Annotated in this window: 24 protein-coding genes; 10 read left to right on the top strand and 14 right to left on the bottom strand. The window is 62.0% G+C overall.

Translation table 11 applies throughout. From position 1 onward, the window contains the following. Nucleotides 1-24: 24 nt before the first annotated feature. From ACIQ2A_RS02675 to cysG, 5 genes are all read right to left on the bottom strand, one after another. Complete coding sequence (locus tag ACIQ2A_RS02675; RefSeq protein WP_398475467.1) at nucleotides 25-1,014, bottom strand: sulfate ABC transporter substrate-binding protein; 990 nt, start codon at nucleotides 1,012-1,014, stop codon at nucleotides 25-27. Between the two features lie 173 nt (nucleotides 1,015-1,187). Then, nucleotides 1,188-1,700, bottom strand: a complete 513-nt coding sequence (locus ACIQ2A_RS02670; RefSeq protein WP_398475465.1) for a DUF934 domain-containing protein — start codon at nucleotides 1,698-1,700, stop codon at nucleotides 1,188-1,190. After that, on the bottom strand, nucleotides 1,687-3,342 hold the full coding sequence (locus ACIQ2A_RS02665; protein WP_398475463.1) for a nitrite/sulfite reductase: 1,656 nt from the start codon (nucleotides 3,340-3,342) through the stop codon (nucleotides 1,687-1,689). Before ACIQ2A_RS02665 ends, ACIQ2A_RS02670 begins: the two co-directional genes overlap by 14 nt. 11 nt (nucleotides 3,343-3,353) lie before the next feature. Continuing rightward, nucleotides 3,354-3,668 (bottom strand): DUF2849 domain-containing protein, encoded by a 315-nt coding sequence (locus ACIQ2A_RS02660; RefSeq protein ID WP_398475461.1) that lies wholly within the window; start codon nucleotides 3,666-3,668, stop codon nucleotides 3,354-3,356. Beyond that, complete coding sequence (gene cysG / locus ACIQ2A_RS02655) at nucleotides 3,665-5,101, bottom strand: siroheme synthase CysG (protein ID WP_398475458.1); 1,437 nt, start codon at nucleotides 5,099-5,101, stop codon at nucleotides 3,665-3,667. Before cysG ends, ACIQ2A_RS02660 begins: the two co-directional genes overlap by 4 nt. Nucleotides 5,102-5,394: 293 nt before the next feature. Here cysG and cysP point away from each other — a divergent pair, with 293 nt between their 5' ends. The 4 genes from cysP to ACIQ2A_RS02635 all read left to right on the top strand — a co-directional run bounded on the left by cysP (nucleotide 5,395) and on the right by ACIQ2A_RS02635 (nucleotide 10,594). After that, nucleotides 5,395-6,405: a thiosulfate ABC transporter substrate-binding protein CysP gene (cysP, locus tag ACIQ2A_RS02650; RefSeq protein ID WP_398475456.1), complete on the top strand. Its 1,011-nt coding sequence runs from the start codon at nucleotides 5,395-5,397 to the stop codon at nucleotides 6,403-6,405. 181 nt (nucleotides 6,406-6,586) lie between these two features. Then, nucleotides 6,587-7,414: a sulfate ABC transporter permease subunit CysT gene (cysT, locus tag ACIQ2A_RS02645; protein WP_398475454.1), complete on the top strand. Its 828-nt coding sequence runs from the start codon at nucleotides 6,587-6,589 to the stop codon at nucleotides 7,412-7,414. Next, nucleotides 7,414-8,283, top strand: coding sequence for a sulfate ABC transporter permease subunit CysW (gene cysW, locus ACIQ2A_RS02640; protein ID WP_398475452.1), 870 nt, complete (start codon nucleotides 7,414-7,416; stop codon nucleotides 8,281-8,283). Before cysT ends, cysW begins: the two co-directional genes overlap by 1 nt. A 148-nt stretch (nucleotides 8,284-8,431) precedes the next feature. Continuing rightward, entirely contained in the window at nucleotides 8,432-10,594 is a 2,163-nt protein-coding gene (locus ACIQ2A_RS02635; protein ID WP_398475450.1) for a malate synthase G, read from the top strand. A 154-nt stretch (nucleotides 10,595-10,748) separates the two neighbouring features. Here the strand turns inward: ACIQ2A_RS02635 and ACIQ2A_RS02630 are convergent, their stop codons facing one another. Beyond that, nucleotides 10,749-10,910 (bottom strand): Thivi_2564 family membrane protein, encoded by a 162-nt coding sequence (locus ACIQ2A_RS02630; RefSeq protein ID WP_398475448.1) that lies wholly within the window; start codon nucleotides 10,908-10,910, stop codon nucleotides 10,749-10,751. A 189-nt stretch (nucleotides 10,911-11,099) separates the two neighbouring features. On the opposite strand from ACIQ2A_RS02630, the gene ACIQ2A_RS02625 reads away from it, so the two are divergent. Further along, nucleotides 11,100-13,190 (top strand): methyl-accepting chemotaxis protein, encoded by a 2,091-nt coding sequence (locus ACIQ2A_RS02625; RefSeq protein ID WP_398475446.1) that lies wholly within the window; start codon nucleotides 11,100-11,102, stop codon nucleotides 13,188-13,190. Between the two features lie 126 nt (nucleotides 13,191-13,316). Here the strand turns inward: ACIQ2A_RS02625 and ACIQ2A_RS02620 are convergent, their stop codons facing one another. Further along, nucleotides 13,317-13,940, bottom strand: coding sequence for a DUF2865 domain-containing protein (locus tag ACIQ2A_RS02620; RefSeq protein ID WP_398475603.1), 624 nt, complete (start codon nucleotides 13,938-13,940; stop codon nucleotides 13,317-13,319). 49 nt (nucleotides 13,941-13,989) lie between these two features. Next, nucleotides 13,990-14,679 (bottom strand): L,D-transpeptidase, encoded by a 690-nt coding sequence (locus ACIQ2A_RS02615; RefSeq protein WP_398475444.1) that lies wholly within the window; start codon nucleotides 14,677-14,679, stop codon nucleotides 13,990-13,992. Between the two features lie 292 nt (nucleotides 14,680-14,971). On the opposite strand from ACIQ2A_RS02615, the gene ACIQ2A_RS02610 reads away from it, so the two are divergent. The 3 genes from ACIQ2A_RS02610 (at nucleotide 14,972) to ACIQ2A_RS02600 (ending at nucleotide 17,130) form a co-directional block, all read left to right on the top strand. Next, nucleotides 14,972-16,081: an AI-2E family transporter gene (locus tag ACIQ2A_RS02610; RefSeq protein ID WP_398475442.1), complete on the top strand. Its 1,110-nt coding sequence runs from the start codon at nucleotides 14,972-14,974 to the stop codon at nucleotides 16,079-16,081. An 80-nt stretch (nucleotides 16,082-16,161) separates the two neighbouring features. Beyond that, nucleotides 16,162-16,557, top strand: a complete 396-nt coding sequence (locus ACIQ2A_RS02605; protein ID WP_398475440.1) for a YqjD family protein — start codon at nucleotides 16,162-16,164, stop codon at nucleotides 16,555-16,557. Nucleotides 16,558-16,650: 93 nt separating this feature from the next. Further along, nucleotides 16,651-17,130: a phage holin family protein gene (locus tag ACIQ2A_RS02600; protein ID WP_398475438.1), complete on the top strand. Its 480-nt coding sequence runs from the start codon at nucleotides 16,651-16,653 to the stop codon at nucleotides 17,128-17,130. Between the two features lie 61 nt (nucleotides 17,131-17,191). On the opposite strand, the gene ACIQ2A_RS02595 is transcribed toward ACIQ2A_RS02600, so the two are convergent. The 6 genes from ACIQ2A_RS02595 to ACIQ2A_RS02570 all read right to left on the bottom strand — a co-directional run bounded on the left by ACIQ2A_RS02595 (nucleotide 17,192) and on the right by ACIQ2A_RS02570 (nucleotide 22,998). Continuing rightward, nucleotides 17,192-17,611: a hypothetical protein gene (locus ACIQ2A_RS02595; RefSeq protein ID WP_398475436.1), complete on the bottom strand. Its 420-nt coding sequence runs from the start codon at nucleotides 17,609-17,611 to the stop codon at nucleotides 17,192-17,194. Between the two features lie 274 nt (nucleotides 17,612-17,885). After that, nucleotides 17,886-18,947 (bottom strand): cupin domain-containing protein, encoded by a 1,062-nt coding sequence (locus tag ACIQ2A_RS02590; protein WP_398475434.1) that lies wholly within the window; start codon nucleotides 18,945-18,947, stop codon nucleotides 17,886-17,888. A 91-nt stretch (nucleotides 18,948-19,038) separates the two neighbouring features. Further along, the gene (locus ACIQ2A_RS02585) at nucleotides 19,039-19,698 is read right to left on the bottom strand and encodes a YoaK family protein (RefSeq protein WP_398475432.1); all 660 of its coding nucleotides are present in this window, start codon (nucleotides 19,696-19,698) and stop codon (nucleotides 19,039-19,041) included. Nucleotides 19,699-19,731: 33 nt separating this feature from the next. Continuing rightward, nucleotides 19,732-21,321, bottom strand: coding sequence for an MFS transporter (locus ACIQ2A_RS02580; RefSeq protein ID WP_398475430.1), 1,590 nt, complete (start codon nucleotides 21,319-21,321; stop codon nucleotides 19,732-19,734). Next, nucleotides 21,308-22,417, bottom strand: a complete 1,110-nt coding sequence (locus tag ACIQ2A_RS02575; protein WP_398475428.1) for an HlyD family secretion protein — start codon at nucleotides 22,415-22,417, stop codon at nucleotides 21,308-21,310. Before ACIQ2A_RS02575 ends, ACIQ2A_RS02580 begins: the two co-directional genes overlap by 14 nt. A 5-nt stretch (nucleotides 22,418-22,422) precedes the next feature. Continuing rightward, nucleotides 22,423-22,998, bottom strand: coding sequence for a helix-turn-helix domain-containing protein (locus tag ACIQ2A_RS02570; RefSeq protein WP_398475425.1), 576 nt, complete (start codon nucleotides 22,996-22,998; stop codon nucleotides 22,423-22,425). Between the two features lie 146 nt (nucleotides 22,999-23,144). Between ACIQ2A_RS02570 and ACIQ2A_RS02565 the strand changes: the two genes are divergently transcribed. Further along, nucleotides 23,145-24,743 carry an ATP-binding protein gene (locus ACIQ2A_RS02565; RefSeq protein ID WP_398475423.1) on the top strand — a complete coding sequence of 533 codons (1,599 nt, stop codon included), beginning with the start codon at nucleotides 23,145-23,147 and terminating at the stop codon, nucleotides 24,741-24,743. Further along, nucleotides 24,736-24,928: response regulator (locus ACIQ2A_RS02560; RefSeq protein ID WP_398475421.1), on the top strand; the 193-nt coding region annotated here is incomplete at its 3' end. The genes ACIQ2A_RS02565 and ACIQ2A_RS02560, both read left to right, overlap by 8 nt.

Raw genomic sequence — 24,928 nt, 5'->3', positions numbered from 1 at the left:
GCCCCCTGTATATCGACGCTACGATCAGTTCTTGTAGATCTGATCGAACACGCCACCTTCGGCGAAGTGAGTCTTCTGTGCCTTGGTCCAGCCACCGAACACGTCGTCGATGGTAAAGAGGTCCACCTTGGCAAACGAGGTCTCATACTTCTTCGCGATGTCGGCATCGCGCGGACGATAGAAGTTGCGAGCGGCAATCTCCTGTCCTTCCTTGGTGTACCAGTATTTCAGATAGGCTTCCGCAGCGGCGCGGGTGCCCTTCTTGTCGGCGACGGCATCGACCACCGCGACCGGCGGCTCGGCCAGGATCGATAGCGGCGGGGCTACGATTTCGAACTTGTCTTTACCAAATTCCTTCTGCGCAAGGAACGCCTCGTTTTCCCAGGCGAGCAGAACGTCGCCGACGCCGCGCTCGACGAAAGTCACCGTCGAGCCGCGCGCACCGGTATCGAGCACCGGGACGTTCTTGTAGAGATCGCCAACTAACTTCTTCGCCTGCTCTTCCGATCCGAACTTCTTCAGCGCATAGCCCCACGCCGCTAGATAGTTCCAGCGCGCGCCACCCGACGTTTTCGGGTTCGGCGTGATCACGCTGACTCCCGATTTGAGCAGGTCGTTCCAGTCCTTGATGCCCTTGGGATTGCCCTTGCGGACAAGGAACACGATGGTCGAGGTGTAGGGCGCCGCGTTCTGCGGCAATTTCTTCTGCCAGTCTTCGGCGATCAGCTTCTTGCCCGCGATGGCATCGATGTCATAGGCCAGCGCCAGCGTCACCACATCGGCTTGCAGTCCGTCAATCACCGAACGCGCTTGCGAACCCGAGCCGCCATGGGACTGCTTGATTTCGACGCTCTTGCCGCTGTCCTTCTGATAGGCCGTGGCAAACGCCTTGTTGAACTCGACATAGAGTTCACGGGTCGGATCATAGGAGACGTTGAGCAGCGAGACGTCAGCGGCAAGGGCAGAACTCGCCCAGAGCAGACCAGCGAGAACGGGAACGATGCGACGAACCATGTGGGATCTCCGTGAACCGAAAGACTCAAATGCTTTCGGGCAAGGCGGACAAAATCGTGAACAACCAGATCGAAGTCAACGAAACCACATTTCAATGTTTCTACAGTGACGGCAGCAATCTCCCACGGATTTGCCGCATTTGGGATGCGGCATTCCGTCGGTCTTGATTGACGTCAGCGCGCACTCTCCGCGTGCCGTGCTTGCATGCGTCGATGCAGCGCGGTGATGCGGCCATCGCCTGTCGGTTGATAGAACACGGTGTAGCGTTTCACCGTGGCGGCAAACGCCTCCGCGTCTGCGTCCTTCTTCACCTCGAAAGCATCGAAACCCGCGCGGAGCATCAGCACAAACTGGTCGCGTAGCACCTGCCCGGTCGCGCGCAGCTCGCCCTTGTAACCATAACGCTCGCGTAGCAACCGCGCCTGGCTATAGGCGCGACCATCACGGAAGGTCGGAAACACCAGCGCCACCACCGCAAGTTTGTCGAGATAGGGCACGAGCTCATCGAGATCGCGATTGTTCGGCCAGATCACGCCGGTCGGGCTGTTGCGCGCCACGAGCGCTTCTGGATCGGCCAAAAACCGTACCGCCGGGATCAGTGCAGCGCCCTCAACCGGAATCTCGCTGTCATCCACCGCATGCGTAAAGCTGTCGGCAACGATCGCGCCCTTCTTAACGAGTGGCATAAACACGCTCCTTGAACGGCTCGACGCCGAGACGTTCGACGGTCTGGTAAAACAATTCATCCGGCCGCGCCCGCAGCGCCAGATAGGATTCGACGATGTCCTCGATCACATTGGCCACGTCATCATAAGGCACCGCAGGGCCGATCAACGTTCCGACCACAGCACCTTCATCAGCACGGCCGCCGATCGTGATCTGGTAGAATTCCTCGTTGTTCTTTTCGACGCCGAGGATGCCGATATGGCCGACATGATGATGGCCGCAGGCATTGATACAGCCGGAAATATTGATGTGCAGCCGGCCAATCATGTCCGCAAGGTCGTGATTGGCGAAGCGCCGCGTCAGCTCCTGCGCCACCGGGATCGCGCGCGCATTGGCCAGCGAGCAATAATCAAGGCCGGGGCACGCGATGATATCGGTGATCAGATTGACGTTCGGCGTCGCCAGCTGGAGCTTGTCGAGCTGTCGCCACAGCGCCGGCAGATCGCGCTTGGCGACATTCGGCAGCGCCAGGTTCTGCTCATGGCCGACACGGATCTCGCCGAACGAATATTTGTCTGCGAGGTCGGCGATGGCATCCATCTGCTCGGCCGTGGCATCGCCGGGCGGACCACCGATCGGCTTCAACGACAGTGTGACGATTGAATAGCCTGGATGCTGATGGGCCGCGACGGAGTTCTTCAGCCAGCGTTCGAATTGTGGATCGGCGGATGCCGCTTTCAGCTCGTCCGGTGTATCGGACAGGGTTTGATAACCGGGATACTGGAAGCGCGAGCGGATATCGGCGACGATCTCGTCGTCGAGCTGCAGCGCGCTGTGACGCATCGCCTGCCACTCCTCCTCCACCTCGGCAGAGAACTTCTCGATACCGAGTTCATGAACGAGGATCTTGATGCGCGCTTTGTAGATATTATCGCGGCGGCCATACTGATTGTAGACGCGCAGGATCGACTCCACATAGCTGAGGATGTCGGCGCCATGCACGAAGGGCTTGATCACCTTGCCGATGAAGGGCGTGCGGCCGAGACCGCCGCCAACCAGCACTTCAAAGCCGGTCTCGCCAGCTTCGTTCTTGAGAATCCGCAAACCGATATCGTGGACCTTGATCGCCGCGCGATCATGATCAGACGCCGTGATGGCGATCTTGAATTTGCGCGGAAGATACGTGAATTCCGGATGCATGGTCGAATATTGCCGCAGCAATTCCGCCCAGATGCGTGGATCCTCGACCTCGCCCGGCGCGACGCCGGCCCACTGATCAGTGGTGACATTGCGCACGCAATTGCCCGAGGTCTGCATCGCGTGGATACCGACGGAAGCAAGATCTTCCAGCGCGTCCGGCAGATCGGACAACTTGATCCAGTTGAACTGGATATTCTGCCGCGTGGTGAAGTGGCCGTAGCCGCGGTCATACTTACGCGCCACATGGGCCATCTTGCGCAATTGCGGCGATGACAGCGTGCCATAGGGAATGGCGACGCGCAGCATATAGGCGTGCAGCTGCAGATAGACGCCATTCATCAGGCGCAGCATCTTGAATTCGTCTTCGGTGAGTTCGCCGGAGAGACGACGCTTCACCTGATCGCGGAATTCGGCGACACGCTCGTTGACGAGCGTGCGATCGATTTCATCATAAGCATACATGTCGAGAACTTTCAGGCCGAGATCGGCAGATCGATGGTGACACCCTTGCGGCGGATGCGCTCGCGCAAATTGCCGGGCTCGATGGCGCCGTCGTCCTTGACGATCACCGGGGCGATATAGGGGCCAATGGCGCCGACATCATCGGCGGCGGATTCGGCAAGCAGCGCACGCGCATCATCGGCCGTGCGCACGATGGCCGCCTGGGCAAGATCATCTGTCCAGCCCTTCTTGGCATCGCGATAGATGACGATGCCATCCCAGGTGCGGTTGGCTGTCACCACTGAAGGACCGGCGATCTTGATTTTCTGTTGCAGGGGAGAGGTCATTCGGCAGCTACCAAAATGTCAGAGGCGAAAGCGTTGATATTGGCGGCGCGCCATGGCGCGGAATGCGCCACGACATCGCCGATGATGAGAACGGCGGGGCCGCCATCGATCTGCGCGACCAGCGAGGGGAGATTGTCGAGCGTGCCGACAGCTGCCTGCGCATCGGGCCGTGTTACGCGCGCGAATACGCCGACCGGCGTCTGCGGCGAGCGGCCGGCCTTGATGAGGCCTTCGCGGATCGCCGGCGCCGCCGTCATGCCCATATAGACGACCACGGTCATCTTCACGTCTGTGAGCACGGACCAGTCGACCTTGTCGGCGTCCTTCTCTTTGTGCGCGGTCAGGAACGTGATGCGCAGCGCCTCGCCGCGATAGGTGAGCGGGGTCTCGAACATCGCAGCAGCGCCGAGGCCCGCCGTGATACCGGGAATGACGGAGTAGGACACGCCGGCATCGCGGAGATATTCGATCTCCTCGCCGCCACGGCCAAAAATGAAGGGATCGCCCCCCTTGAGACGCACCGCGCGCTGGCCTGCTTGCGCGGCCTCAACGAGCAGCTTGTTAGTGGCATCCTGCCCGATGCCGGGCTTGCCGATACGGCGCCCCACCGGCACGCGTGACGCGTCACGGCGGATGCGATCGAGAATTTCGGACGACACCAGTTCGTCATAGAAAACGACGTCGGCATCCTGCAGCGCGCGCAGCGCCTTGATGGTGAGCAGATCGGGATCGCCGGGGCCGGCGCCGACCAGAGTGACATGCCCCTTCGCACCACCCGTCTGCGAGGCACCGGCGAAGGCCGCGAGATCGTTGATCGCACCAAGCGCCTGCTCGGCCTCGCTGCCGCGACCGGCCAGAACCTTGGCGCCGATGTCGCCATCGACCACGCGCTCCCAGAAGCGGCGGCGCAGCGGCGCCTCGGAAATCCTGTCATTGATCGATTTGCGCCAGCGCCCGATGAAGGTCGCGAGATCGCCGATGCGCGCCGGCAACACGCTCTCGATCATCTCGCGCACACGCCGCGCCACCACCGGCGATGTCCCACCAGTGCCGACCGCCACGACGACATCGCCGCGATCGACGATGGCCGGAAATATGAATGTGGAGTTGGCGAGATCGTCCATCACATTGACGGGTAATCCCACCGCCCTGGCGCGCTCAGCCATCATCGGCCCGAGATCGCCGGCGCCTGCGCACATCACGGCGATGACACCGGTGAGGTCCGCACTGAGCGGATTCCCCTCCGCAAATTCGATCGCATCGACAGCTGCGGCATCGAGCCCGGCGAGGTCGCGATCGCTATCGGTCGCATGCCAGCGGATGCGCGCATGGGCTGCCAGCAGCAACCGCAATTTGGCGCGCACGAGCTCACCGGCACCGATCAAAAGGATCGGTCCGGCCTGCAAGTCCAGGAAGACAGGCAGAAAGCGCATGCAAACTCCGACGCCCCGAACTTCGGGGTTGACTGGAATTATATTCTATATATCTCTCGATTACAGCACGCAAAGAGAAGATTTTTTCTTCTTTGAGCCGTTCTAATTGTAGAACTTTTTACTCTCGAACACCAGATGCCGGAGATGGTTCTTCTCTCGGACGATCGCATCAGCGGGTTGCTGCAGTAAAACGCGCAACCGCACACGATCGTTGCAGGGCAGATTTCGGACCGCCCGGCGGATAAAGTGCCGCAGCTATCCATCACCGATCCGCTCAACGCAGGGGACTATTCGTGAACCGCCTTTTGACCACTTTCGCCGCCGGCCTCGGCCTTCTCGCCGTGGGCGTCACCGCACCCGCCCAGGCGCAGACGCCGACCACCCTGCTCAACGTGTCCTACGACATCGCGCGCGAGCTTTATGTCGAGATCAATGCCGCTTTCATCAAGCAGTGGAAGGCCAAGACCGGTCAGGACATCACCATCAATCAGTCGCATAACGGCTCGTCGCGCCAGGCGCGCTCGATCCTCGAAGGGCTCGAGGCGGATATCGTCACCTTCAACCAGGTCACCGACGTGCAGGTGCTGCATGACCGCGGCAAGCTGATCCCGGCCGACTGGGCCAAGCGGTTGCCGAACAATTCGTCGCCTTATTACTCGCTGCCGGCCTTCCTGGTGCGCGCGGGCAATCCGAAGAATATCAAAGACTGGGACGATCTGGTGAAGCCGGGCGTGCAGGTGATCTTCCCGAATCCGAAAACCTCGGGCAATGCGCGCTACACCTATCTGGCTGCCTATGCCTTCGCGAAGAACAAGTACGGCGCCGACAAGGCTGATGACTTCATCAAGAAGCTGTTCGCCAATGTCCCGGTGTTCGACACCGGCGGCCGCGCAGCCACCACCACCTTCGTCGAGCGCGGCACCGGCGACGTGCTGATCACCTTCGAAGCCGAAACCGCGTCGATCCGCGACCTCGTCGGCAAGGACAAGGTGGAATCCGTGGTGCCGCCGACCAGCGTGCTCGCCGAATTCCCGGTCACCGTGGTCGACAAGTATGCCGACAAGCACGGCACCAAGGCGCTGGCGACGGCTTATCTCGAATTCCTGTATTCGCCGGAAGGTCAGGCCATCGAGCTCAAGGGCTATAACCGCGTCGTCGACAAGGACCTGATGGCCAAGAACAAGGACAAGTTCCCGGACGTGAAACTGTATCGCGTCGAGGACGAGTTCGGCGGCTGGGACAAGCTGAATGCCGAGCATCTCAATGCCGGCGCAAAGCTGGATCAGCTGTTCGGCGGGAAGTGAGGCATCGACTGTCGTCACCCGGCTTGACCGGGTGACCCAGTAAACACCGCAGCTTCAGAGTGTACTGGATCGCCCGGTCAAGCCGGGCGATGGCAGTTTGAGATTGGAACGCTCCCCCGCATTCCCTTTCCCCTCAAATCGTCTATGAAGCGCCCACACGGCTTCACTCACGGACCTCTCCTTGCGACGTAGCGTCATCCCAGGTTTCAGGCTCTCGCTCGGCATCACCCTGCTTTATCTCGGGGTCATCGTCCTGTTGCCGCTATGCGCGCTGATCCTGAAGGCGTCCGATGTCGGGCTGACGCAGCTCTGGGGCATCCTGTCGTCGCCGCGCACGCTGTCGGCCATCCGCGTCACCGTCACCATGGCCGCTGCCGCCACCGCCTTCAACGCGGTCTATGGCCTGCTGCTGGCCTGGGTGCTGGCGCGCTACCAGTTCCCCGGCAAGCGCATCCTCGATGCGCTGGTCGATGTGCCCTTCGCTCTCCCCACCGCGGTCGCCGGTCTCGCGCTGACCGCACTGCTGTCCAAGAATGGCTGGTTCGGCGCGCCGCTGGCCGAACTCGGCATCCAGGTCGCCTACACGCCGCTCGGCATCGCCATTGCGATGGCCTTCACCAGCATCCCTTTCGTGGTGCGCACGGTGCAGCCGGTGATCGAGGATCTCGGCACCGATGTGGAGGAAGCCGGCCGCTCGCTCGGCGCCAGCGATCTGCAGATCCTGTGGCGCGTGATTTTCCCTGCGATCTTCCCGGCCTTCCTCGCGGGCTGCTCACTGTCCTTCGCGCGCAGCCTCGGTGAATTCGGCGCTGTGATCTTCATCGCCGGTAACCAGCCGATGAAGACCGAGATCGTGGCACTGCTCACTTACATCCGCCTTGAAGAATACAATTATGAAGCCGCCGCGGCGATCGCCGTGGTGATGCTGGCCATGGCCTTCACCATGCTGATCATCACCAATGCCGTACAGGCCTGGAACTTGCGCTATCTCGGCCGGGGAGACGCGTGATGGCGGACAAGCGCAGCAATGGCGCATGGATGGTGACGCCGGTCGGTGCCGGACCTGTGGCGCGCCGCGTGGTGCTCGGCGTCGTCTTCGTGCTGACGCTGCTGGTGCTGATCGCGCCATTGGCACTGATCTTCTCCTCCGCGCTGTCGCAGGGCATCGCAGTGTTCTTCCGCAATCTGGCCGAGCCCGGCACCCAGCACGCGATCTTCCTGACCGTCATCGCCGCGCTGATCGCCGTGCCGGTCAACATCCTGTTCGGCCTCGCCGCCGCATGGAGCGTGACCAAGTTCACCTTCCCCGGCCGCACGCTGCTGATCGCGCTGATCGAGCTGCCCTACTCGATCTCGCCCATCGTTGCCGGCGTCGCCTATCTCTTCGTCTACGGCACCACCGGCCTGTTCGGCCCGATCATCGAGATTCTCGGCATCAAGGTGATGTTCGCCACGCCAGCCATCGTGCTGGCCTCCATGTTTGTCACAGCACCTTTTGTCGCCCGCGAACTGATCCCGTTGATGCAGGTGCAGGGCACCGACGAGGAAGAAGCCGCAGTGACGCTCGGCGCCTCCGGCTTTGCGACCTTCATCAAAGTCACGCTGCCCAATGTCCGCTGGGCCGTGCTCTATGGCGCGATCCTGTGCAACGCCCGGGTGATGGGTGAATTCGGTGCAGTTTCGGTGGTGTCGGGCAATGTCCGCGGCCAGACCACCACGCTGCCGCTGCAGATTGAACTTTTGTATCAGGACTACAATGTCGCCGGCGCGTTCGCGGCGGCGACGGTACTGACCGCGGTGGCACTGTTCACCATCCTCATCAAGGTGGTGCTGGAACGGCTCTCGCCGGATCACCACAGCCGCGCACCCGGCCACTGAGCCCGCGGGGGCTTTCCCGCCCCCCTGCTTTGGCGCTAGAACGTCTCCGGGCCTTAAAACGTCCCAAAGACGGCCGTTGTTTTGGCAGTCTTCGCCTGCACGTTCCCAAAATCAGAGCTTAATTGCCGCGCCGCGAGAGAAACGCATCATGAAACGCATCGACGCCCATGGTCTGCAGATCGCCCCTGTTCTGTACGACTTCATCGCCAAGGAAGCCGCCCCGAAGACGGGGATCGCGCCCGATGCATTCTGGGCCGGCGTGGCCGGCATCATCAACGATCTCGGCCCGAAGAACCGCGAATTGCTGAAGATCCGCGACACCCTGCAGGCCAGGATCGACGACTGGCACCGCGCCAACAAGGGCAAGGCGTTCGACCTCGATGCCTATACCGCATTCCTGAAAGAGATCGGCTACCTCCTCCCCGAGCCAGCAACCAAGACGGTCGAAACCGCCAATGTGGACGAGGAAATCGGCAAGATCTGCGGCCCGCAACTCGTCGTGCCGCTGACCAATGCGCGCTACGCGCTCAATGCGGCCAACGCGCGCTGGGGCAGCCTGTATGACGCCTTCTACGGCACCGATGCGATCCCGCAGGATCCGAGCGAAGGCGGCAAGGGCTACAACAAGGCCCGCGGCGACAAGGTGATCGCGAAGGCAAAGGCCTTCCTCGATTCCGCCGCCCCGCTCGCCACCGGCAGCCATACAGACGTGACCGGCTACAGCATCGTGTCCGGCCAGCTTTCCGCCAAGCTCAAGAGCGGCAATCTCACCGCGCTGAAGAACGAAGCCCAGCTCGCCGGCTATCTCGGCGACCACGCAGCGCCCAATGCAATCCTGCTCACCAATAACGGCCTGCATATCGAAGTGCAGATCGATCGCGCCAATCCGATCGGCAAGGACGATCCAGCCGGCGTGTCGGACATGCTGATGGAAGCCGCCGTCTCGACCATTCTGGACATGGAAGACAGCGTCGCCACTGTGGACGCCGACGACAAGGTGCTGGTCTATCGCAACACCCTCGGCCTGATGAACGGCACGCTCTCGGCCGACTTCGACAAGGGCGGCAAGACGCTGACCCGCGCGCTGAACGCCGACCGCACCTACAAGACGCCATCGGGCAAGGACCTCACGCTGCATGGCCGCAGCCTGATGCTGATGCGCAATGTCGGCCACCACATGTTCACCGACGCCGTGCTCGACAGCAAGGGCGAGGAAATCCCCGAAGGCCTGCTCGACGCTGCCGTGGCCGGCCTGATCGGCATCCACGACGTCAAGAGCACCGGTAGCTTGCGCAACTCGCGCACCGGCTCGATCTATATCGTCAAGCCGAAGATGCACGGCCCGGACGAAGTCGCCTTCACCTGCGAGATCTTCGGTCGCGTCGAAAAGATGCTGTCGCTGCCTGAGAATACGATGAAGGTCGGCATCATGGATGAGGAGCGCCGCACCACGGTGAACCTCAAGGCCTGCATCCAGAATGCGTCGAAGCGCATCATGTTCATCAATACCGGCTTCCTCGACCGCACCGGCGACGAGATCCACACGTCGATGGAAGCGGGTCCGATGATCCGCAAGAACGACATGAAGGCCACGCCGTGGATCAAGGCCTATGAAGAGTGGAACGTGGACACGGGCCTGCTCGATGGCCTGCCCGGCCATGCGCAGATCGGCAAGGGCATGTGGGCCGCGCCGGACAAGATGGCCGACATGCTGACCCAGAAGATCGGCCACCCGCAGGCCGGCGCCACCACCGCCTGGGTGCCGTCGCCCACCGCCGCGACGCTGCATGCCCTGCACTATCATCAGGTCGGCGTGATCGAACGGCAGAAAGAACTCGCCAAGGGCGGTGCCCGCGGCAAGCTCAGCGACATCCTCACCATCCCGGTGTCGCAGTCGAACTGGGCGCCCGACGATGTGAAGCAGGAGATCGATAACAACTGCCAGGGCATCCTCGGTTATGTCGTGCGCTGGATCGACCAGGGCGTCGGCTGCTCCAAGGTGCCGGACATCCACGGCGTCGGCCTGATGGAAGACCGCGCCACGCTGCGCATCTCCGCCCAGCATCTCGCCAACTGGCTGCATCAGGGCGTCATCACCAAGGATCAGGTGATGGAATCGCTGAAGCGCATGGCCGTGGTGGTCGATGAACAGAACAAGGGCGACGCGATCTACAAGAACATGGCGCCCGGCTTCGACGGCGTCGCGTTCAAGGCTGCCTGCGATTTGATCTTCGAAGGCCGCACGCAGCCGAACGGCTATACGGAGTATATTTTGACGGCACGCCGCCGCGAGGCGAAGGCGGCGGGCTGATCGACGGATCACCAAATAGCAAAAGCCCCGGTTCGCACCGGGGCTTTTTTGTTGCCTTCAGCTTGTCATCATCCGCGAAAGCGGGTGATCCAGCAAACACAGTCGCTAGTGTCTAATGGATCGCCCGGTCAGGCCGGGCGATGACAGCGCGCCCCTAAAACACCGCAATATATTTCAGCAGCGAAATCACACCGAGAATGATGACGATCACGCGGCAGATCTGCTTGGCGCGACCGTCGAGCGGTAGCATGTTGATCAAATACAAAATCAGGATGACGACGAGAAACGTGATCAAAGCGCTGATAAGTATGCCCATTTGTAGTTCCCCAGCTTGAAATCATGACATCGCGCAACAACGCGCAGATGAGTGCGATTGAGCAGCACCACTACAGATGAGAACGCAAAAGCCGGCCTTGGGTTCCATGTGCGGAACGGCCGCATATTGCGCTGCAAGAAATTTTTACCTTTCTGCGGCTAGGTCATCGCATTGACTGAGGACATTGCGATGAATCGTTTAAGCGTTTCCACTTTGCTGAAATCAGTGATTGCCGTGATGGCGGCCTGCGTCGTGGTCGTGCTCGCATCCGGCGCCTGGACGTCATGGCAACGACTGCAGACTGCCAATCGCATATCTTCGATTGCCGAAGCTTCCGGATACATCTTCAAGGCTATGCATAATCTGCGCGCTGACCGCGCATCGACGGTTCGTTCGCTGAATGCAGACAGCATCATGCAGCCCGATTTCGCAAAATATGCGCGTGCGATCCGCGACGCCGAACTGCCGGCGATGCAGAAGTCGGTTCAGGTGCTGGCCAATATCGATTTCGAGAACAAGGCTACGCTGCTGCCGCAAGCATCCCGCCTCGTCGATGAGCTGGCGAAACTTCAAGCGGAATCCTGGGAGGCCATGAACAAGCCGAAGGCCGACCGCCGCCCGACGCTCGCCAAGGACTATGCGACCAATAACGACGCGCTGCTGCCAGTGCTGGACAAGATTTCATCGGTGCTCTCAGGCGCCGTCAACAATAGCGACGCGGTCATCGATCAGCTGCTCTCCATCAAGCAGATGGCTTGGCTGCTACGTCAGACCGCCGGCGAAGCGTCGGTCCTGATCACCACCTCGCTCGGCAATGGCAAGCTGCCGGCGGATGGTCAAAGAACCTATGCCAAGCTGGCCGGCGGCACGGAGGTCGCATGGACCGCACTCGATCTGGCAACCACGGGCATGAAGATGCCGCCGACGCTCAGCGCTGCAATGGATACGGCCAAGAAAACCTATTTCGATCCCGCTCTGCTGAAGCTGCGTGACGGCCTTGTCGAAGCCCTCGCCAATGGCACCAAGCCCGAAATGTCCGCTCTCGCCTGGAGCCCATATTCCGTCGAACGCATGAGCACTGCGGTGATCGTCGCCGAACGCGCGCTCGATCTCGCCACTGAGCGCGCCGTCGATCAGATTAGCGTCGCGCAGCGCGCGCTGTTCGTGCAAACCGCGCTCCTCTTGATCGCTATCGCAGTTGCCGTGGCCAGCATGCTCGCCGTGACGCGTCGGGTCATCGTGCCGCTCAATCATATTCGCGATGCCATGCTGAAAGTCGCCGGCGGCGATCTCGCTGTCGAGTCCGGCTACAAGGATCGTCATGATGAAATCGGCGCACTCGCCGGCGCACTCGAAACCTTCAAGCAACAGGCCATCGAGAAGGCTGACATCGAGCGGCAGGAACGCGAGCGGAACGCCCAGACCGTGAACCGTCAGCAGGCGATCGAGCAATATATCGGCCAGTTCGAGGTCCAGATGCAGGACACGCTCGGCACCCTGGGCAGCGCCTCCGACCAGATGAATACGACATCAGACGGCATGGCTGCTGTCTCCAGCCAGACCAATGCGCGCGTGCAGGATGCCGCGCGTGCCTCCAGCGACGCCTCGGCAAATGTTCAGAACGTCGCCGCTGCCGCCGAGGAGCTCAGCACGTCCATCAACGATATCAGTCGCCAGGCATCGCATGCGGCCGGCATTGCCAGCCGCGCGGTAAACCAGGCGCAGCAGACCGACACCACCGTGCAGGGCCTCGCAGCGAGCGCGAACCGCATCGGCGAAGTGGTCGGCCTGATCAACGATATCGCCTCGCAGACCAACCTGCTGGCGCTCAATGCCACCATTGAGGCCGCACGCGCGGGCAAGGCCGGCCGTGGCTTCGCCGTGGTCGCCTCTGAGGTGAAATCGCTGGCCAGCCAGACCGCTAAGGCCACCGACGACATTTCCGAGCAGATCGCGGACATCCAGCGCGTGGCCAATGACGCCATTGAGGCCATCAAGGCCATCGGCGGCATCATCGGCGAGGTCAACGAAGTCGCCACGGCGATTGCCGCAGCCGTCGAAGAGCAAGGCGCCGCCACGCAGGAGATCACGCGTTCAACCCAGCAGGCTGCGGATGGCACACGCAACGTTTCCGACAACATCACCGGCGTCAGCGCCGATGCCGATGCAGCCGGTGCAGCCGCACAGGACGTGAAGATGGCGTCTGAAACGCTGGCAACACAGACGCGCCAGCTGGGATCGCAGGTGACGGATTTTATCGGAAAGATCCGGGCGGCGTAAAACGCGTCCAAACTGTCATCGCCCGCGAAAGCGGGCGATCCAGTATGCGCTGCCGAAGAGATCAATCACGATCGCCGATGTCTATTGGATCGCCCGGTCAAGCCGGGCGACTTTCAAGGCAACAATTTACTCCCGCGCCACAACCGGCACCCGCTCATATTTTGCGCTCACCGAGGCCGGGACCGGTGTCATGTTGAGCGAAGCACCGCGTTTGTCAGTACGGGTTACCGACCTCAGCCCATCCGCACCGGCCACGATATCGCCCTTTCGCAAGGTCGGATCATCTTCGATCTTGACCTGCGCAAGACCGAATTGGTCTTTTCCGTTGCAGGTACAGCCTGCAACGATCTCGTTCCTGAACTTGAAGGCATTCGGCAGCTCCGAATAGGATTTGCCATTCTCAGTCGCTGCATGATCGATGCTGCTGCCGTAGACGATCTCAGTCTTGCTCGCAGGGCAGAAGCTGTTGCATGAGGCGGCCCGGCTCTGGCTGTCATTCGCCGTGATCGGGAAATAGCGGCCATCGCAGGTCCGCACGCAATAAGCCTGCGCGCCACCGCCGGCAACACGTGGTCGCTCGGCCCGCATCGGCGGGCCGTCGTCGAACGGCATCTGCATGCTCGGCATACGACCGCGCGCGATACCGCCGAACAATTCAGAGAAGAAATCTTGTGCGTGAGCAGCAGGGATGGCGACGACAACTACGCCGAACGCCAATGCAGCTGCTCCGAAGAGCCGTCGTCCCGACATAGGGGTCATGGGGCCCGGCCCTCCAACTTTCAAATGATCCGTCTGGAACTCAGTACAGCGACGACGCCGAGAGGTTCATGGCCTGCTGTCCCGTCGCCTGCACCCGTAGCGGCTGCGCGGATGTCACTGTCCGCGAGGTCGGTGCGTTGCGTGCGATTTCGCGCGATACACCCGACTTCGGCAATACAACGACTTTGGTGCCAACGTTCACGCGGCTGAAAAGGTCCTGCACATCTTCATTGGTCAGACGGATGCACCCCGACGACACGAATTTCCCGATCGTGGTGGGATCGTTGGTGCCGTGGATGCGATAGATGCTGGAGCCGAGATACATCGCGCGCGCGCCGAGCGGATTACCGGGGCCGCCGGCCATGAAGCGCGGCAGATATGGCTGGCGGCGGATCATCTCGACCGGCGGGTGCCAATCCGGCCATTCCGCCTTCCGCGTCACCGTCTCGGTGCCAGCCCAGGTAAAACCTTCGCGGCCAACGCCGACGCCGTAACGGATCGCGCGGTTGTTGCCGAGGATGTAATAGAGCTGGGTATTGCCGGTATCGATCACGATCGTGCCCGGCGCCTGATTGCTCACATAGCTGACTTCGGTACGACGCAGGCGCTCCGGCATCACGTAGGACGCGGCATCCTGCTGCTGCTCCGGCGTGACCATGATGCTATATTCGAGGAAGCTATCCTGCGATGTCGGCGCATAGCTCATGACCTGCGCCGATGCGCTGGTCATCAAGCATGGCGCGAGGGACATGGCCGCAACAAGCGCAAACGCGCCAACGCTGCGGAGCGAAAGCTTGCGAGAAGATGCGTCTGACATGTGACTGCCCCGTGTGAATGACGCGCAGATAACATTATCTCGGTCGCACTGGTTCCGTCGCGGGTTCATCACAACAGCGATTTGTCAACCAAGCGACCATCACGCTTTCGCGACGGAACTTGTAAGGTAGTCCCGTGTTGTCGGGCGATCCTTGTGGAGCTGCAATTTGCGCTTCGCCATTGGAGGCGGCGTGCCGTGACAGATCATGAGTAAGGTCCGCGCTTTCCCTGAAAAGCCTCCGGGCACTCCCGTTTCCGAAAGCAGCATCGAACAGCCGCCGGTGATCCGGCGCGCCGAAGTCGTGGCCTTTGCGCTGGTGTCGCTGCTGGTCATCACCGTGATGGTGGTGCTGTATTTCGCCAAGGCGTTCTTTCTTCCCGTCGTCACAGCTTTTATCGTCGGCACCATGCTGTCGCCGGCGGCGAGCTTTCTCGAAAAGCGCCGCATCCCGCGCTCGGTATCGTCGGTGCTCATCGTGCTAGCGGTTGGTGCGGTCGCGGTGTTCATCATTGGGTTGATCTCGGCGCCGCTGATGGAATGGAGCGACCGCCTTCCCGAGCTCGGCGCACGGCTCAAGGATAAGCTGCAGATCCTCGATCGGCCGCTGACGCTGTGGCATCAGATTCAGGGATTGTTCGGCGACGCCGAACCGCTAGCCAATACGCAGTTCAAACTGCCGAAGATCGAGTGGGTGCAGCCCACGGTCGAATTCCTCTCCCCGACCTTCACCGAATTCCTGCTGTTCTTCGCGACGCTCGTGCTCTTTATCGCGAGCTGGAAGGACTTGCGCCGCGCGATGGTGATGAATTTCGCCGATCACGAATGGCGACTGCGCACGCTGCGCATTCTCAATGCCATCGAGACCCGGCTCGGCGATTACCTGATCATGGTGACGGTGATCAATTTCGGGGTCGGCATCGGCACCGGCATCATCTGCGCCGCTACCGGCATGCCTAATGCGGCAGGCCTCGGTGCCTTGGCGGCAACGCTAAATTACTTTCCTATTATCGGCCCGGTGGTGATGTTCGTGATCCTGGTGGTGGTTGGCATCATCTCGGCCTCCACACTCGGCGCCGGCCTGATTGCTGCGGCATTGTTTGTCGGGCTCACCTTCATGGAGGGCCACTTCATTACGCCCACCATTATCGGCCGCCGGCTGCAGCTGAATGCGCTGGCCGTGTTCATCGGCCTCGCCTTCTGGACTTGGTTATGGGGGCCCATGGGCGGCTTCCTGGCGGCACCGATCCTGATCGTCGGGCTGATCCTGAAAGAGCATTTGATGCCGCTCAATTCGCCCCAGTTGCCGCAGGAGTAATCCGGGTTTATCGATGGAACTTACGATCTGACGGCGCGTTTCTGCTGCAATTCCGGTTCTGGTTTCTAAGGGAGCTTCGCATGTCCGACGACGATGCCTTGAGCGAATTGAAGAAACTAACGGACAAAGCAACCTATAGCCGCCTGCAGAAGGATCTTGCTGCCGTGAAAAACGACGTCTCCGCCCTCACCGACCAGATCACCGACGCCCTCAATGCCTTTACCGGCCAGGCCGGCAAGCAGGCCCGCCGCGGCGTCAAGGAAGCGCGCTCGCGTGCCGATGACGTGTATTCCGACCTGCAGGATCGTGGCAGCGCTATTTATGACGACCTGCGCGAACGCGGCAGCGCCGCCTATGACGCCGCGTCGTCACTGGAAGAGACGCTGGAAGACAGCATCACCCAGCGTCCGCTCGCCAGTGTTGGTCTGGCACTCGGCCTCGGCGTGTTGATCGGCATGGCGTGGCGCAAGCGTTAACCACGGCGCCGACAATCGTGACATACGACACTGGCGGGGCCGCAAGGCGCCGCCGGTTTTCTTTATGATAAAGCAATCGATCCGGGGGCTTTGATGCTGCAGCGTTACATCGACGATCTCAAACACTCGACCGGCGCCAGCCTGCGCATGACGTCGCTGGTGGCGATCGCAGGTTTTGCCGGCTTCATCGCGCTGGGCTTTGCCTGCGCCGCGATTTTCATTGCCGTGCTGCAGGCCTATGGCGCGATCACCGCCTGCCTTGCGATTGCAGGCATTTTCCTGGTTGTCGCCGGCATTTTCGCGCAGGTTTATGCGATCAAGCAAAAGCGCGCACGAGAGCGGGCCGCTGCGGCGGCACGTGCCGCGGCACGGGCTGCCGCCAGTGCGCCGCTGATCGACCCGATGATGGTCGCAACGGGAATCCAGATCGCGCGCGCGGTCGGACTTAAAAAGCTCGTACCATTGCTGGCGTTGGTGGGCGTCGCGGTGGGCTATATGGCGAACCGCAGCACTTCTTCGGACGAAGATGAAGACGGCAACGTCGACGGCCCCGATGAGGCTGCCGGCGACTGATTTTCCCAGATTTCTTGCGGCAACTTTGTGGCAGCCCAGCGGCAAGGCTTGCTTCAAGACGTTAGGTCACGCAGCGGCCCGGCTGCAACGAACGCGCGACTTCGGTGAGCATGCTGACCGGCGGCTCGCAGGCCACCGTTGCCTTGCGCGGCTTGGTATCGATGGGGATGGCCTTGGTGCTCGCCGGTTTGTCCTGTTGAGCCTTCGGGGCACCGGCCAGACGGAGCAGCACCGACGTATCGGTCAGGCCGTGGACCTGGAAGGACAGCGTCTGTCCGGCATCGAGCTTGGCAGGGGTGGTATCGCGATCGCCCTTGGCGGTGCGGTTGACGGCAAGCGCGAACGAGGCGGTCGAGATGGCGGTATCGCGGTCTGTCAGCGTGCCACGGAGGCTGCTGCCCGAAAGATCGTTACCGGAGGCGTATTGGATGGCGCCGAACATGGCAGCACCGCTGACCAAACCCAAGACCAGACTGGACATCTTTGACATCTGAGCCTCGCTGTAACGCTCTGTGTGACGCTAACCCTGCCCACGTCTGCGCGTGGCGCTATGGCATTAGAACGTCAGTCAAGCCCTGAGGTTCACGACTGGCGTTCACTTAACCGTGCTTTAAATATTTTGGGTTCCACGGAACGCTTTTCGCGCGCCGGCGTCATCAAGACAGCCGGTCGTCCCCCTGCCCCAAAGACCGGCGACGCGGGGCGTAGCCGTGGTGATGCCGGCTGCGCCTCGCATTCTTTTTCATCCCATTAAATTATCGGATGACGTCGCGCCGGTTCGTATCGGCGACGATGATCGCTTCGCCATGTGGCAGGTCTTTCACGACGTCACGCGACAGGCCGAGATTGGTGGCCAGCACATCCGGCGGATTGGTCGAGAGCCAGGCGCTGAGATCATTGGACTGGTACTGCCCGCTGTTGAAACCGATCAGCACACGCAGCACATCACTGCCGGTATTCTTGATGTAGTGGCCCGAGCCCATCGGCGCGTAGCCGGCATCCCCTGCCTCGAACTGCTCGGTCACGACCTGACCTTCGGCGAGGAAGACGGCCATCTCGGCCGTGCCCGTGAGATAATACTGCCATTCATCGGCATTCGGATGCCAATGCAGTTCGCGCATTGCGCCGGGTTCGATTTCGAGCACCGAGCCGGCCATGGTGGTGGAGATTGGGAATTCCTTCACCGAGGCAATATATTGCACGCCACCACCGGCGATCTGGCGCGGCTGCTGTGCCAAGAGCGGATAGCGGTGGGCGCTGACGAGCTCGGGATATTTTCGCACGGCGGCATCCCATGAGCGCTCGTTCGGCACGGAGCCTGCGGCAAAATAGGCTTCGCCCTTCGGCCAGGCCTTCAGCTTGTCGGCATCGATGCCGAGATTTTGCGAGACGACGGATTGCGGCGTATGCGCAAGCCAGTCGGTGATGCTGAAGGTGTGATCTTCGGAAAAATCGCCATTGTCGAAAATCAGAACGAAGTGACACTCGCCCGGACCGATGCTCTGGATCGAATGACCCCAGCCGCGCGGGAAATACCAGATGTCGCCGGGACCGAACACGTCGATCTCCGACGAGCCATCGGGATTAAGCAGCGTGGTGCGGCAGCGGCCGGAAATCACATAGCCCCACTCAGCCGCATTCGCATGCCAGTGCAACTCGCGCATCGAACCGGGCTCGAGGCGCATGGAGACGCCGGCAATGCCGATGCTGGCCGGGAATTCATGCACCGACGCGCCGCGGGTGGTGCCACCGGAACTGGTGCGGGGCGTCTGCTTTTCCAGCTGATAGCGGAATGAGAGATTGGTCGTCGCCTTCATGGAAGCCTCCTGTTGTGTATGGTGAGAAATTAGCGACGCCGTAGCCGGAATGATTGGATCGCCGGATGCCGATTTGGCGAAATGCGTGGTGCTATCGCGGGGGCACCTTGATGATCTTGCGGAGTGCCGCAAATTGCGCGCAGGCATCGATGGCCATAAGCGCGAACAACACCACGGCACAGGCACCGAGACATGGCGCCAGTCCGAATTGCGCGAGCGATACGGCACCGCTGATCGCGCCGAGCACGATGGTGAGCCATGACGCCGCATGAAGTGCGGCTTGCCTGAACTGGCGGCGATCCTGCAATGCGAACGCCAGCGAATGACCGATGCCGAACAATTCGCCGGTGACAAAACTGCGGCCGATGGCAATGCCGGACACCGGGCGCGGAATCGCATTCTGCATGCCCATGGCCAGACAGACGGGAAGCAGCGCGATGAAGCCGTTGATCTCGCCGACCAGAAAGATGGACAGGACAATCATCGCGACTTCGAGCATCAACACGATCATCGTCGCCGATATGCGCCGCTGCGCGATCAGCGAGCCGATGAAGGCCCCCACGACGAAACTCGTGATCGCCGATGCGATCGGGATAGCCACCGCCGTGCGCCCATGCGCGACGGCAATGCCGAAGCCGATACTGTTGCCGCTCATGAAGGAGACGAAGATGCCGGACAGATAGGTGACGCCGACCGCATCGAGGAAGCCGGCGGCGAAGGTGATGATCACATCGAACAGAAACGGATTCATCGCGGGCTCCTTGCGCGTGGCGATGCGATGCCGTCAGCGGTTCTGGCTGTGCGGCGAGAATGGTCCGGGAGGGGCCGCCGTGATGCCGGCGAGCACGATCAATGCGACAACCGCGCACCAGGTGGTGAGCCAGAAGCCGTCGATGTAAGCGAGCACATTGGCCTCGCGCTGCACGAGGCCCGCGAGCGTCGCCATCGCGCGGCCACCGGCCTCGCCCACACCATGCGGCGTGAAGCCTGCGGTGAGACGCGCCAGCAGATCGGTGACATGAGTGCTGCCATTTGCGACGTGCTGGCCGAGCAGATTCGAGTGAACCTGCTCGCGCACCCGCAGCCAGGTGGCCATCAGTGCGACGCCGATCTCCGCGCCGCCGAGACGCACCACCTGGATATAGGCGGCGAACGCGGTGGCGTGCTGCGGATTGGAGTTCGCAAGCGTGATGAGAATGATCGGCAGCAATGAGAAGGTCTGGCCGACCGCCTGCAGCAACAGCAGCGGAATGAAATTGACCGCGGCCCATTCATGCGTGAGGCGCGTGCCGAGTAATCCGGCCGCGAAGAAAGCCAGCAGCCCGATCATCAACACGTAGCGGGCATCAATGATGCGCACCACGATGACCGATAGTGGCAGCATGATCAGCATCGGCAGAGCTGCCGCAAACAGGAACAGCGGACCGATCTGCTCCGCACGCAGCCCGGCAATACCGAGCAGGAAGTTCGGCACCAGCGCTGCATTGGAGAGACCGGTGAGCGCATAGAGCACGATCATCACCAGGTTGAGCCCGATATTGCGCGACAGGATCACGCGGGCTTCGGCCCAGGGATGGGCGACCACGGCTTCGTTGATGAGAAACAGCACCGCGAGCAAGGCGCCGCCGCCGAGCAACACGGTGACGGTGCCCGACGAAAACCAGTCGAGCCGATTGCCCTGATCGAGCCCGGCATAGATCATCGCCATGCCGGCGCCGAGCAGCAGCATGCCGCCCCAATCCGCATTGCGGACCAGTGCGCGATCGATCGGTTCGGCCGGCGTGCCGAGATAGACGAACAGGCCCATCAATGGCGCGATCACCACATCCTGCCAGAACAGCCACTGCCAGCCCCATTGCGACTCGTAGAAGCCGACCATGGCGACGCCGAAATTGAGGCTGAAGCCGACACGGATACCGTAGATGGCGATGGCCGGCAGCCACCAGCGCATGGGCAGATTGCGGAAGATGATCATCAGCGTCGCCGGCACGAAGGTGCCGAGCAGCAGCCCGCGCAGGATGTTGAGCGCCATCAGCGTGCTGTAATCCTGCATCAGCGGCATCAGCAGCGAGACGGTGGCGTAGACGAGACTGGGAATGCCGAGCACGCGGCGCAGGCCAAAGGCGGTGGCGAGCCATGCCACCGCGGGCGCGATCAGGATCTGCATGGCCGTGGTTGCGGTGCCGAGCCAGGATGCCTGGTCGAAGCCAAGCGAGAAGGCGCCGCGCAGATCGGGCAGCGCCACGAGAAACAGCCGGCTGTCGAAATTCGCCAGGAACGAGCCGAGCAACACGGCACCGACGGCGAAGATCGGTCGCGGCGCGAGGGCGCCGGTGGAGACCGGCCCGGACTCGATGGCGTTACTTTGCGCCATCGGACTCGTCCGCATCGGTGACATGAATGCGGGTGGTGACCGACATGCCGGGCAGCAGGCGATCCACCAGCGGCTGTTTGTCGTCGAAGCGGATGCGGACGGGAATGCGCTGCACGACCTTGGTGAAATTGCCGGTCGCATTATCCGGCGGCAGCAATGCGAATTGCGAACCCGAGGCCGGCGCGATGCGCTCCACATAGCCGGCGAGCTTCTTGCCAGAAAACGTGTCCGCCTCTATATCGACGCGCTGTCCCGGCCGCACGCGGCGCAGCTGCGTCTCCTTGTAATTCGCGATCACATAGACTTTCGGCAGCGGCACGACGGCGATGAGATTGCTGCCGATATTGACGTAATTGCCCGGCTGCACCTGCCGCTCGCTGACGACACCATCAAAAGGGGCGGTGATGCGCGTATAGCCAAGGCGCAACTGCGCAGCCTGGAGCGCGGCACCTGCGCCTTGCAATTCGGCCACATGCTGTTGCCGCGTGCCTTGCAAGACGGCGAGCTGCCGGTTCTGCGCGGCAATGACGGCGTCGCTGGCTTTCACATCGGCCTGGGCCTTGTCATAGGCGGCCGTGGCCTGCTGCAGCTTCTGGACAGTGCCGGACTGGGTCTGCACCAGCGCCTGCTGGCGTTGCTGCTCCTGCCCGGCCTCGACGGCGAGCGCCACGGCCGAGACATGCTGCGCCTCGGCCTGCGCCACCAGCGCCTTTTGTGCATCGATCTGGTTGGCGAGATTGGCGAGCGTGGCCGCGGCGGCAGCCTTGCTGGCTTCGGCCTGGGCGACCTGGGCGAGATAATCCGCGGGATCGATCTGCAACAGGAGATCACCGGACTTCACATGCTGGAAATCATCCACCGGCACCGCCTTCACGGCGCCGGATACGCGGCTGCTCAGCTGTGTCATCTGCGCGCGTACATAGGCATCGTCGGTGGCCTGGATCGGCCACTCGCCGGTCCAGCGATCCCAGCTCAGCGCCGCCACCACGACGCAGGACAGCGCGATGGCGATGGCCACGATGGATGGTGCAAGGCGCAGCCACACCGCGCCTGCATGCCGCTGCGGCACCTCCGTGGTCGAAGCTGGCTGATCCATGACGATCACGCCGCTTGCAGCTGGGCCGGCGCCTGCCCGGCATGGTTGCACTGGCTGCGGCGCCAGGCATTCGGGCTGGCGCCGGTGGCACGGCGGAATTGACGGCACAGATGCGCCTGATCGGAGAAGCCGCAATCGAAAGCGATGGCGCAGAGCGACAGCTCGCTGGAGATCATCAGCTCCTTGGCGCGATCGAGCCGGCGGGCGACGATATAGGCATGGGGCGACTGGCCGAAGCTCACTTTAAAAGCATTCGAAAAGTAGCCGGCGCTGAGGCGCGCGATGCTGGCCAGATCTGCCACCTGGATCGTGTCGTCCAGATTCGATTCAATGTGACGCTTGATCTTCTCGATCTGCCAGCGAGCCAGACCACCGCGGGCCTGGGCCGATACGGGCTCCGCCGCAGGCTTGCCGAGCAGCGTCACCGCCTGCTCGATGCAGCGAAGCGCCGCACCTGTATCAGAGCCGATGGCCCGCTGCGCGTCTAGCAGGAGTTGCGACAGCGCCATAGAATTCGCGACATTGCGGGTCGCCTCGACTGATGTCCAGTTGACGTGATCAGGCTGAGAATTGAGAAGCATGTCGATCTCTCCTTCGATGCAGTCGAAACGCCGTTGTTTCGATGGGTCGAAGGTGAGTGATTTTGGCAGGGCCGACTATTCTACCTGGATAGCAATTCAGGAAACGAAAGTTAGCACCGCCTATACCAAGGTTTATGGACGCAACGATGCCCGCGCCGACAGCCCATCCGCCAATGTCCGAACGTCGCTTTGCGGGCGTCACGAGCCTCGAAGAGGCACATGGCCCAACGCGCACCATCATGATGGTGACGACGGCCATCCTCACCGCCGTGATCTTCGCCTTCGACGTGTTCAGCCCGCTCGGCATCGCGGTCGCTGCGCTCTATATCGTCGTGCTGCTGATGTCGCTGCGGTTTTCAAATCTCAAAGGCATCGTGCTGATCGCTATCGGCTGCGTGATCCTGACCATCGCCGGCTATCTGATCGGGCACGCCCACGACACCGAGGAAGGCCCGCTGCTGCGCTGTGTGGTCAGCGTGCTGGCCATCGCCATCGCCGCCCTGCTCTGCGTGCAGATCCGCATGGCCGATGCCAAGCTTCGCCGCAGCGAGGAGCGCTATCGCAATATCTTCCAGAGCACGAGCGTTGCCGTGTGGGAGCAGGACTATACGCCGGCGGCCGAGATCTGTGCGCCGATCCTCGCGCAGGGATTGCCGCAGTTGCGCGAGCACCTGACACGCAATGAGGACTTCCTCAAGCGCTGCCTGCTGAGCCTGCGGACCATCGACGCCAATGACGCCGCGCGCTTCCTGATCGGCGATCTCAGCGAGGCGCATGCACCGGCTTCATGGGAAGCGGCACGCGTGCCGGAATCGCAGGTGGCATTCCGCGAGATCCTGCTCGCTTATCTGGATGGCCAGACCTCCTACACGATGGAGAGCGCACTGCGCGCCACCGATGGCTCGCGCCGCGACATCATCATCACCGCGACCTTCCCAAGCGATCGCACCCGTTCGGTGCTGATCAGCGCGCTCGATGTCACGGCGCAGATCACAGCCGAGCAGGCGCTGCAGCAGAGTGCGGCCGAACTGACGCGGGTGTCGCGGATCGCCACGCTGGGCGCGCTGACAGCGTCGATCGGGCACGAGGTCAATCAGCCGCTTGCGGCCGTTGTCACCAATGGCGAAGCAGCGCTGCGCTGGCTCGGACGCGACGAGCCCGATCTCGACGAGGTGCGCACCTGCATCGAGGAGACCGTGCATGAAGGCCGCCGGGCCGCCGAGATCATCCAGCGGCTGCGCTCGCTGTCGGTGAAAGGCGAATTCACCCGCAGCCCGGTCGATCTCAACGATATCGTCTCCCAGGTGCATGCGATGGCGCGGCGCGATCTCGCCGATCAGGAGATCGCCGTGACGCTGGATCTGGCGCCGGGCCTGCCCGACATCTCCGGCGATGGCGTGCAGTTGCAGCAGGTGACGATGAATCTGGTCAACAATGCCATGCATGCCATGACCGGTTCGGCGTCGCGACAGCTGCGCATCCAGACGGCATTCGAAGCCCAGGGCGGCATCCGCGTCAGTGTCAGCGACAGTGGTGCGGGCATCTCGGATGACAACATGCAACGGCTGTTCGCGCCGTTCTTCACCACCAAGAGCGAGGGCATGGGCATCGGCCTGTCGATCTCACGCTCGATCATCGAGACCCATCGCGGGCGCATCTGGGCGGAGCGGCGCCCCGAAGGTGGAACCAGCTTCCATTTCATGATACCGACGACGGACGAAACAGGATCCGTGGCCGTTGCCTAAAGACCAGGAAGCACCTTTGGTCGTCATCGTCGATGACGAAGCCGCCATCCGCACCGCGGTGGGCAGCCTGCTGCGTTCGGTGGGCTATGAGGTGGCTCATGCCGCTTCCGCAGTGGAATTGCTGGAGAGCGACGATCTCGAGCGGGCGAGTTGCCTGGTCCTGGACATCCGGCTGCCCATCGTCA

Source organism: Tardiphaga sp. (assembly GCF_044336785.1).
Classification (GTDB): Bacteria; Pseudomonadota; Alphaproteobacteria; order Rhizobiales; family Xanthobacteraceae; genus Tardiphaga.
The sequence above is the reverse complement of the archived record's forward strand: the minus strand, read 5'-3'. Positions and strand labels throughout refer to the sequence as shown.

Bases quoted from the DNA above. Each gene is read 5' to 3' on its own strand.
- ACIQ2A_RS02565 (WP_398475423.1), top strand. From the start codon at position 23,145: ATGCCCGCGCCGACAGCCCATCCGCCAATGTCCGAACGTCGCTTTGCG.
- ACIQ2A_RS02675 (WP_398475467.1), bottom strand. From the start codon at position 1,014: ATGGTTCGTCGCATCGTTCCCGTTCTCGCTGGTCTGCTCTGGGCGAGT.
- ACIQ2A_RS02665 (WP_398475463.1), bottom strand. From the start codon at position 3,342: ATGTATGCTTATGATGAAATCGATCGCACGCTCGTCAACGAGCGTGTC.
- ACIQ2A_RS02620 (WP_398475603.1), bottom strand. From the start codon at position 13,940: ATGTCGGGACGACGGCTCTTCGGAGCAGCTGCATTGGCGTTCGGCGTA.
- ACIQ2A_RS02590 (WP_398475434.1), bottom strand. From the start codon at position 18,947: ATGAAGGCGACGACCAATCTCTCATTCCGCTATCAGCTGGAAAAGCAG.
- ACIQ2A_RS02585 (WP_398475432.1), bottom strand. From the start codon at position 19,698: ATGAATCCGTTTCTGTTCGATGTGATCATCACCTTCGCCGCCGGCTTC.
- ACIQ2A_RS02630 (WP_398475448.1), bottom strand. From the start codon at position 10,910: ATGGGCATACTTATCAGCGCTTTGATCACGTTTCTCGTCGTCATCCTG.
- ACIQ2A_RS02605 (WP_398475440.1), top strand. From the start codon at position 16,162: ATGTCCGACGACGATGCCTTGAGCGAATTGAAGAAACTAACGGACAAA.
- ACIQ2A_RS02575 (WP_398475428.1), bottom strand. From the start codon at position 22,417: ATGGATCAGCCAGCTTCGACCACGGAGGTGCCGCAGCGGCATGCAGGC.
- ACIQ2A_RS02670 (WP_398475465.1), bottom strand. From the start codon at position 1,700: ATGCCACTCGTTAAGAAGGGCGCGATCGTTGCCGACAGCTTTACGCAT.
- ACIQ2A_RS02660 (WP_398475461.1), bottom strand. From the start codon at position 3,668: ATGACCTCTCCCCTGCAACAGAAAATCAAGATCGCCGGTCCTTCAGTG.
- ACIQ2A_RS02610 (WP_398475442.1), top strand. From the start codon at position 14,972: ATGAGTAAGGTCCGCGCTTTCCCTGAAAAGCCTCCGGGCACTCCCGTT.
- ACIQ2A_RS02625 (WP_398475446.1), top strand. From the start codon at position 11,100: ATGAATCGTTTAAGCGTTTCCACTTTGCTGAAATCAGTGATTGCCGTG.
- ACIQ2A_RS02580 (WP_398475430.1), bottom strand. From the start codon at position 21,321: ATGGCGCAAAGTAACGCCATCGAGTCCGGGCCGGTCTCCACCGGCGCC.
- cysW (WP_398475452.1), top strand. From the start codon at position 7,414: ATGGCGGACAAGCGCAGCAATGGCGCATGGATGGTGACGCCGGTCGGT.
- ACIQ2A_RS02635 (WP_398475450.1), top strand. From the start codon at position 8,432: ATGAAACGCATCGACGCCCATGGTCTGCAGATCGCCCCTGTTCTGTAC.
- ACIQ2A_RS02570 (WP_398475425.1), bottom strand. From the start codon at position 22,998: ATGCTTCTCAATTCTCAGCCTGATCACGTCAACTGGACATCAGTCGAG.
- ACIQ2A_RS02600 (WP_398475438.1), top strand. From the start codon at position 16,651: ATGCTGCAGCGTTACATCGACGATCTCAAACACTCGACCGGCGCCAGC.
- ACIQ2A_RS02615 (WP_398475444.1), bottom strand. From the start codon at position 14,679: ATGACCAGCGCATCGGCGCAGGTCATGAGCTATGCGCCGACATCGCAG.
- ACIQ2A_RS02595 (WP_398475436.1), bottom strand. From the start codon at position 17,611: ATGTCCAGTCTGGTCTTGGGTTTGGTCAGCGGTGCTGCCATGTTCGGC.
- cysG (WP_398475458.1), bottom strand. From the start codon at position 5,101: ATGCGCTTTCTGCCTGTCTTCCTGGACTTGCAGGCCGGACCGATCCTT.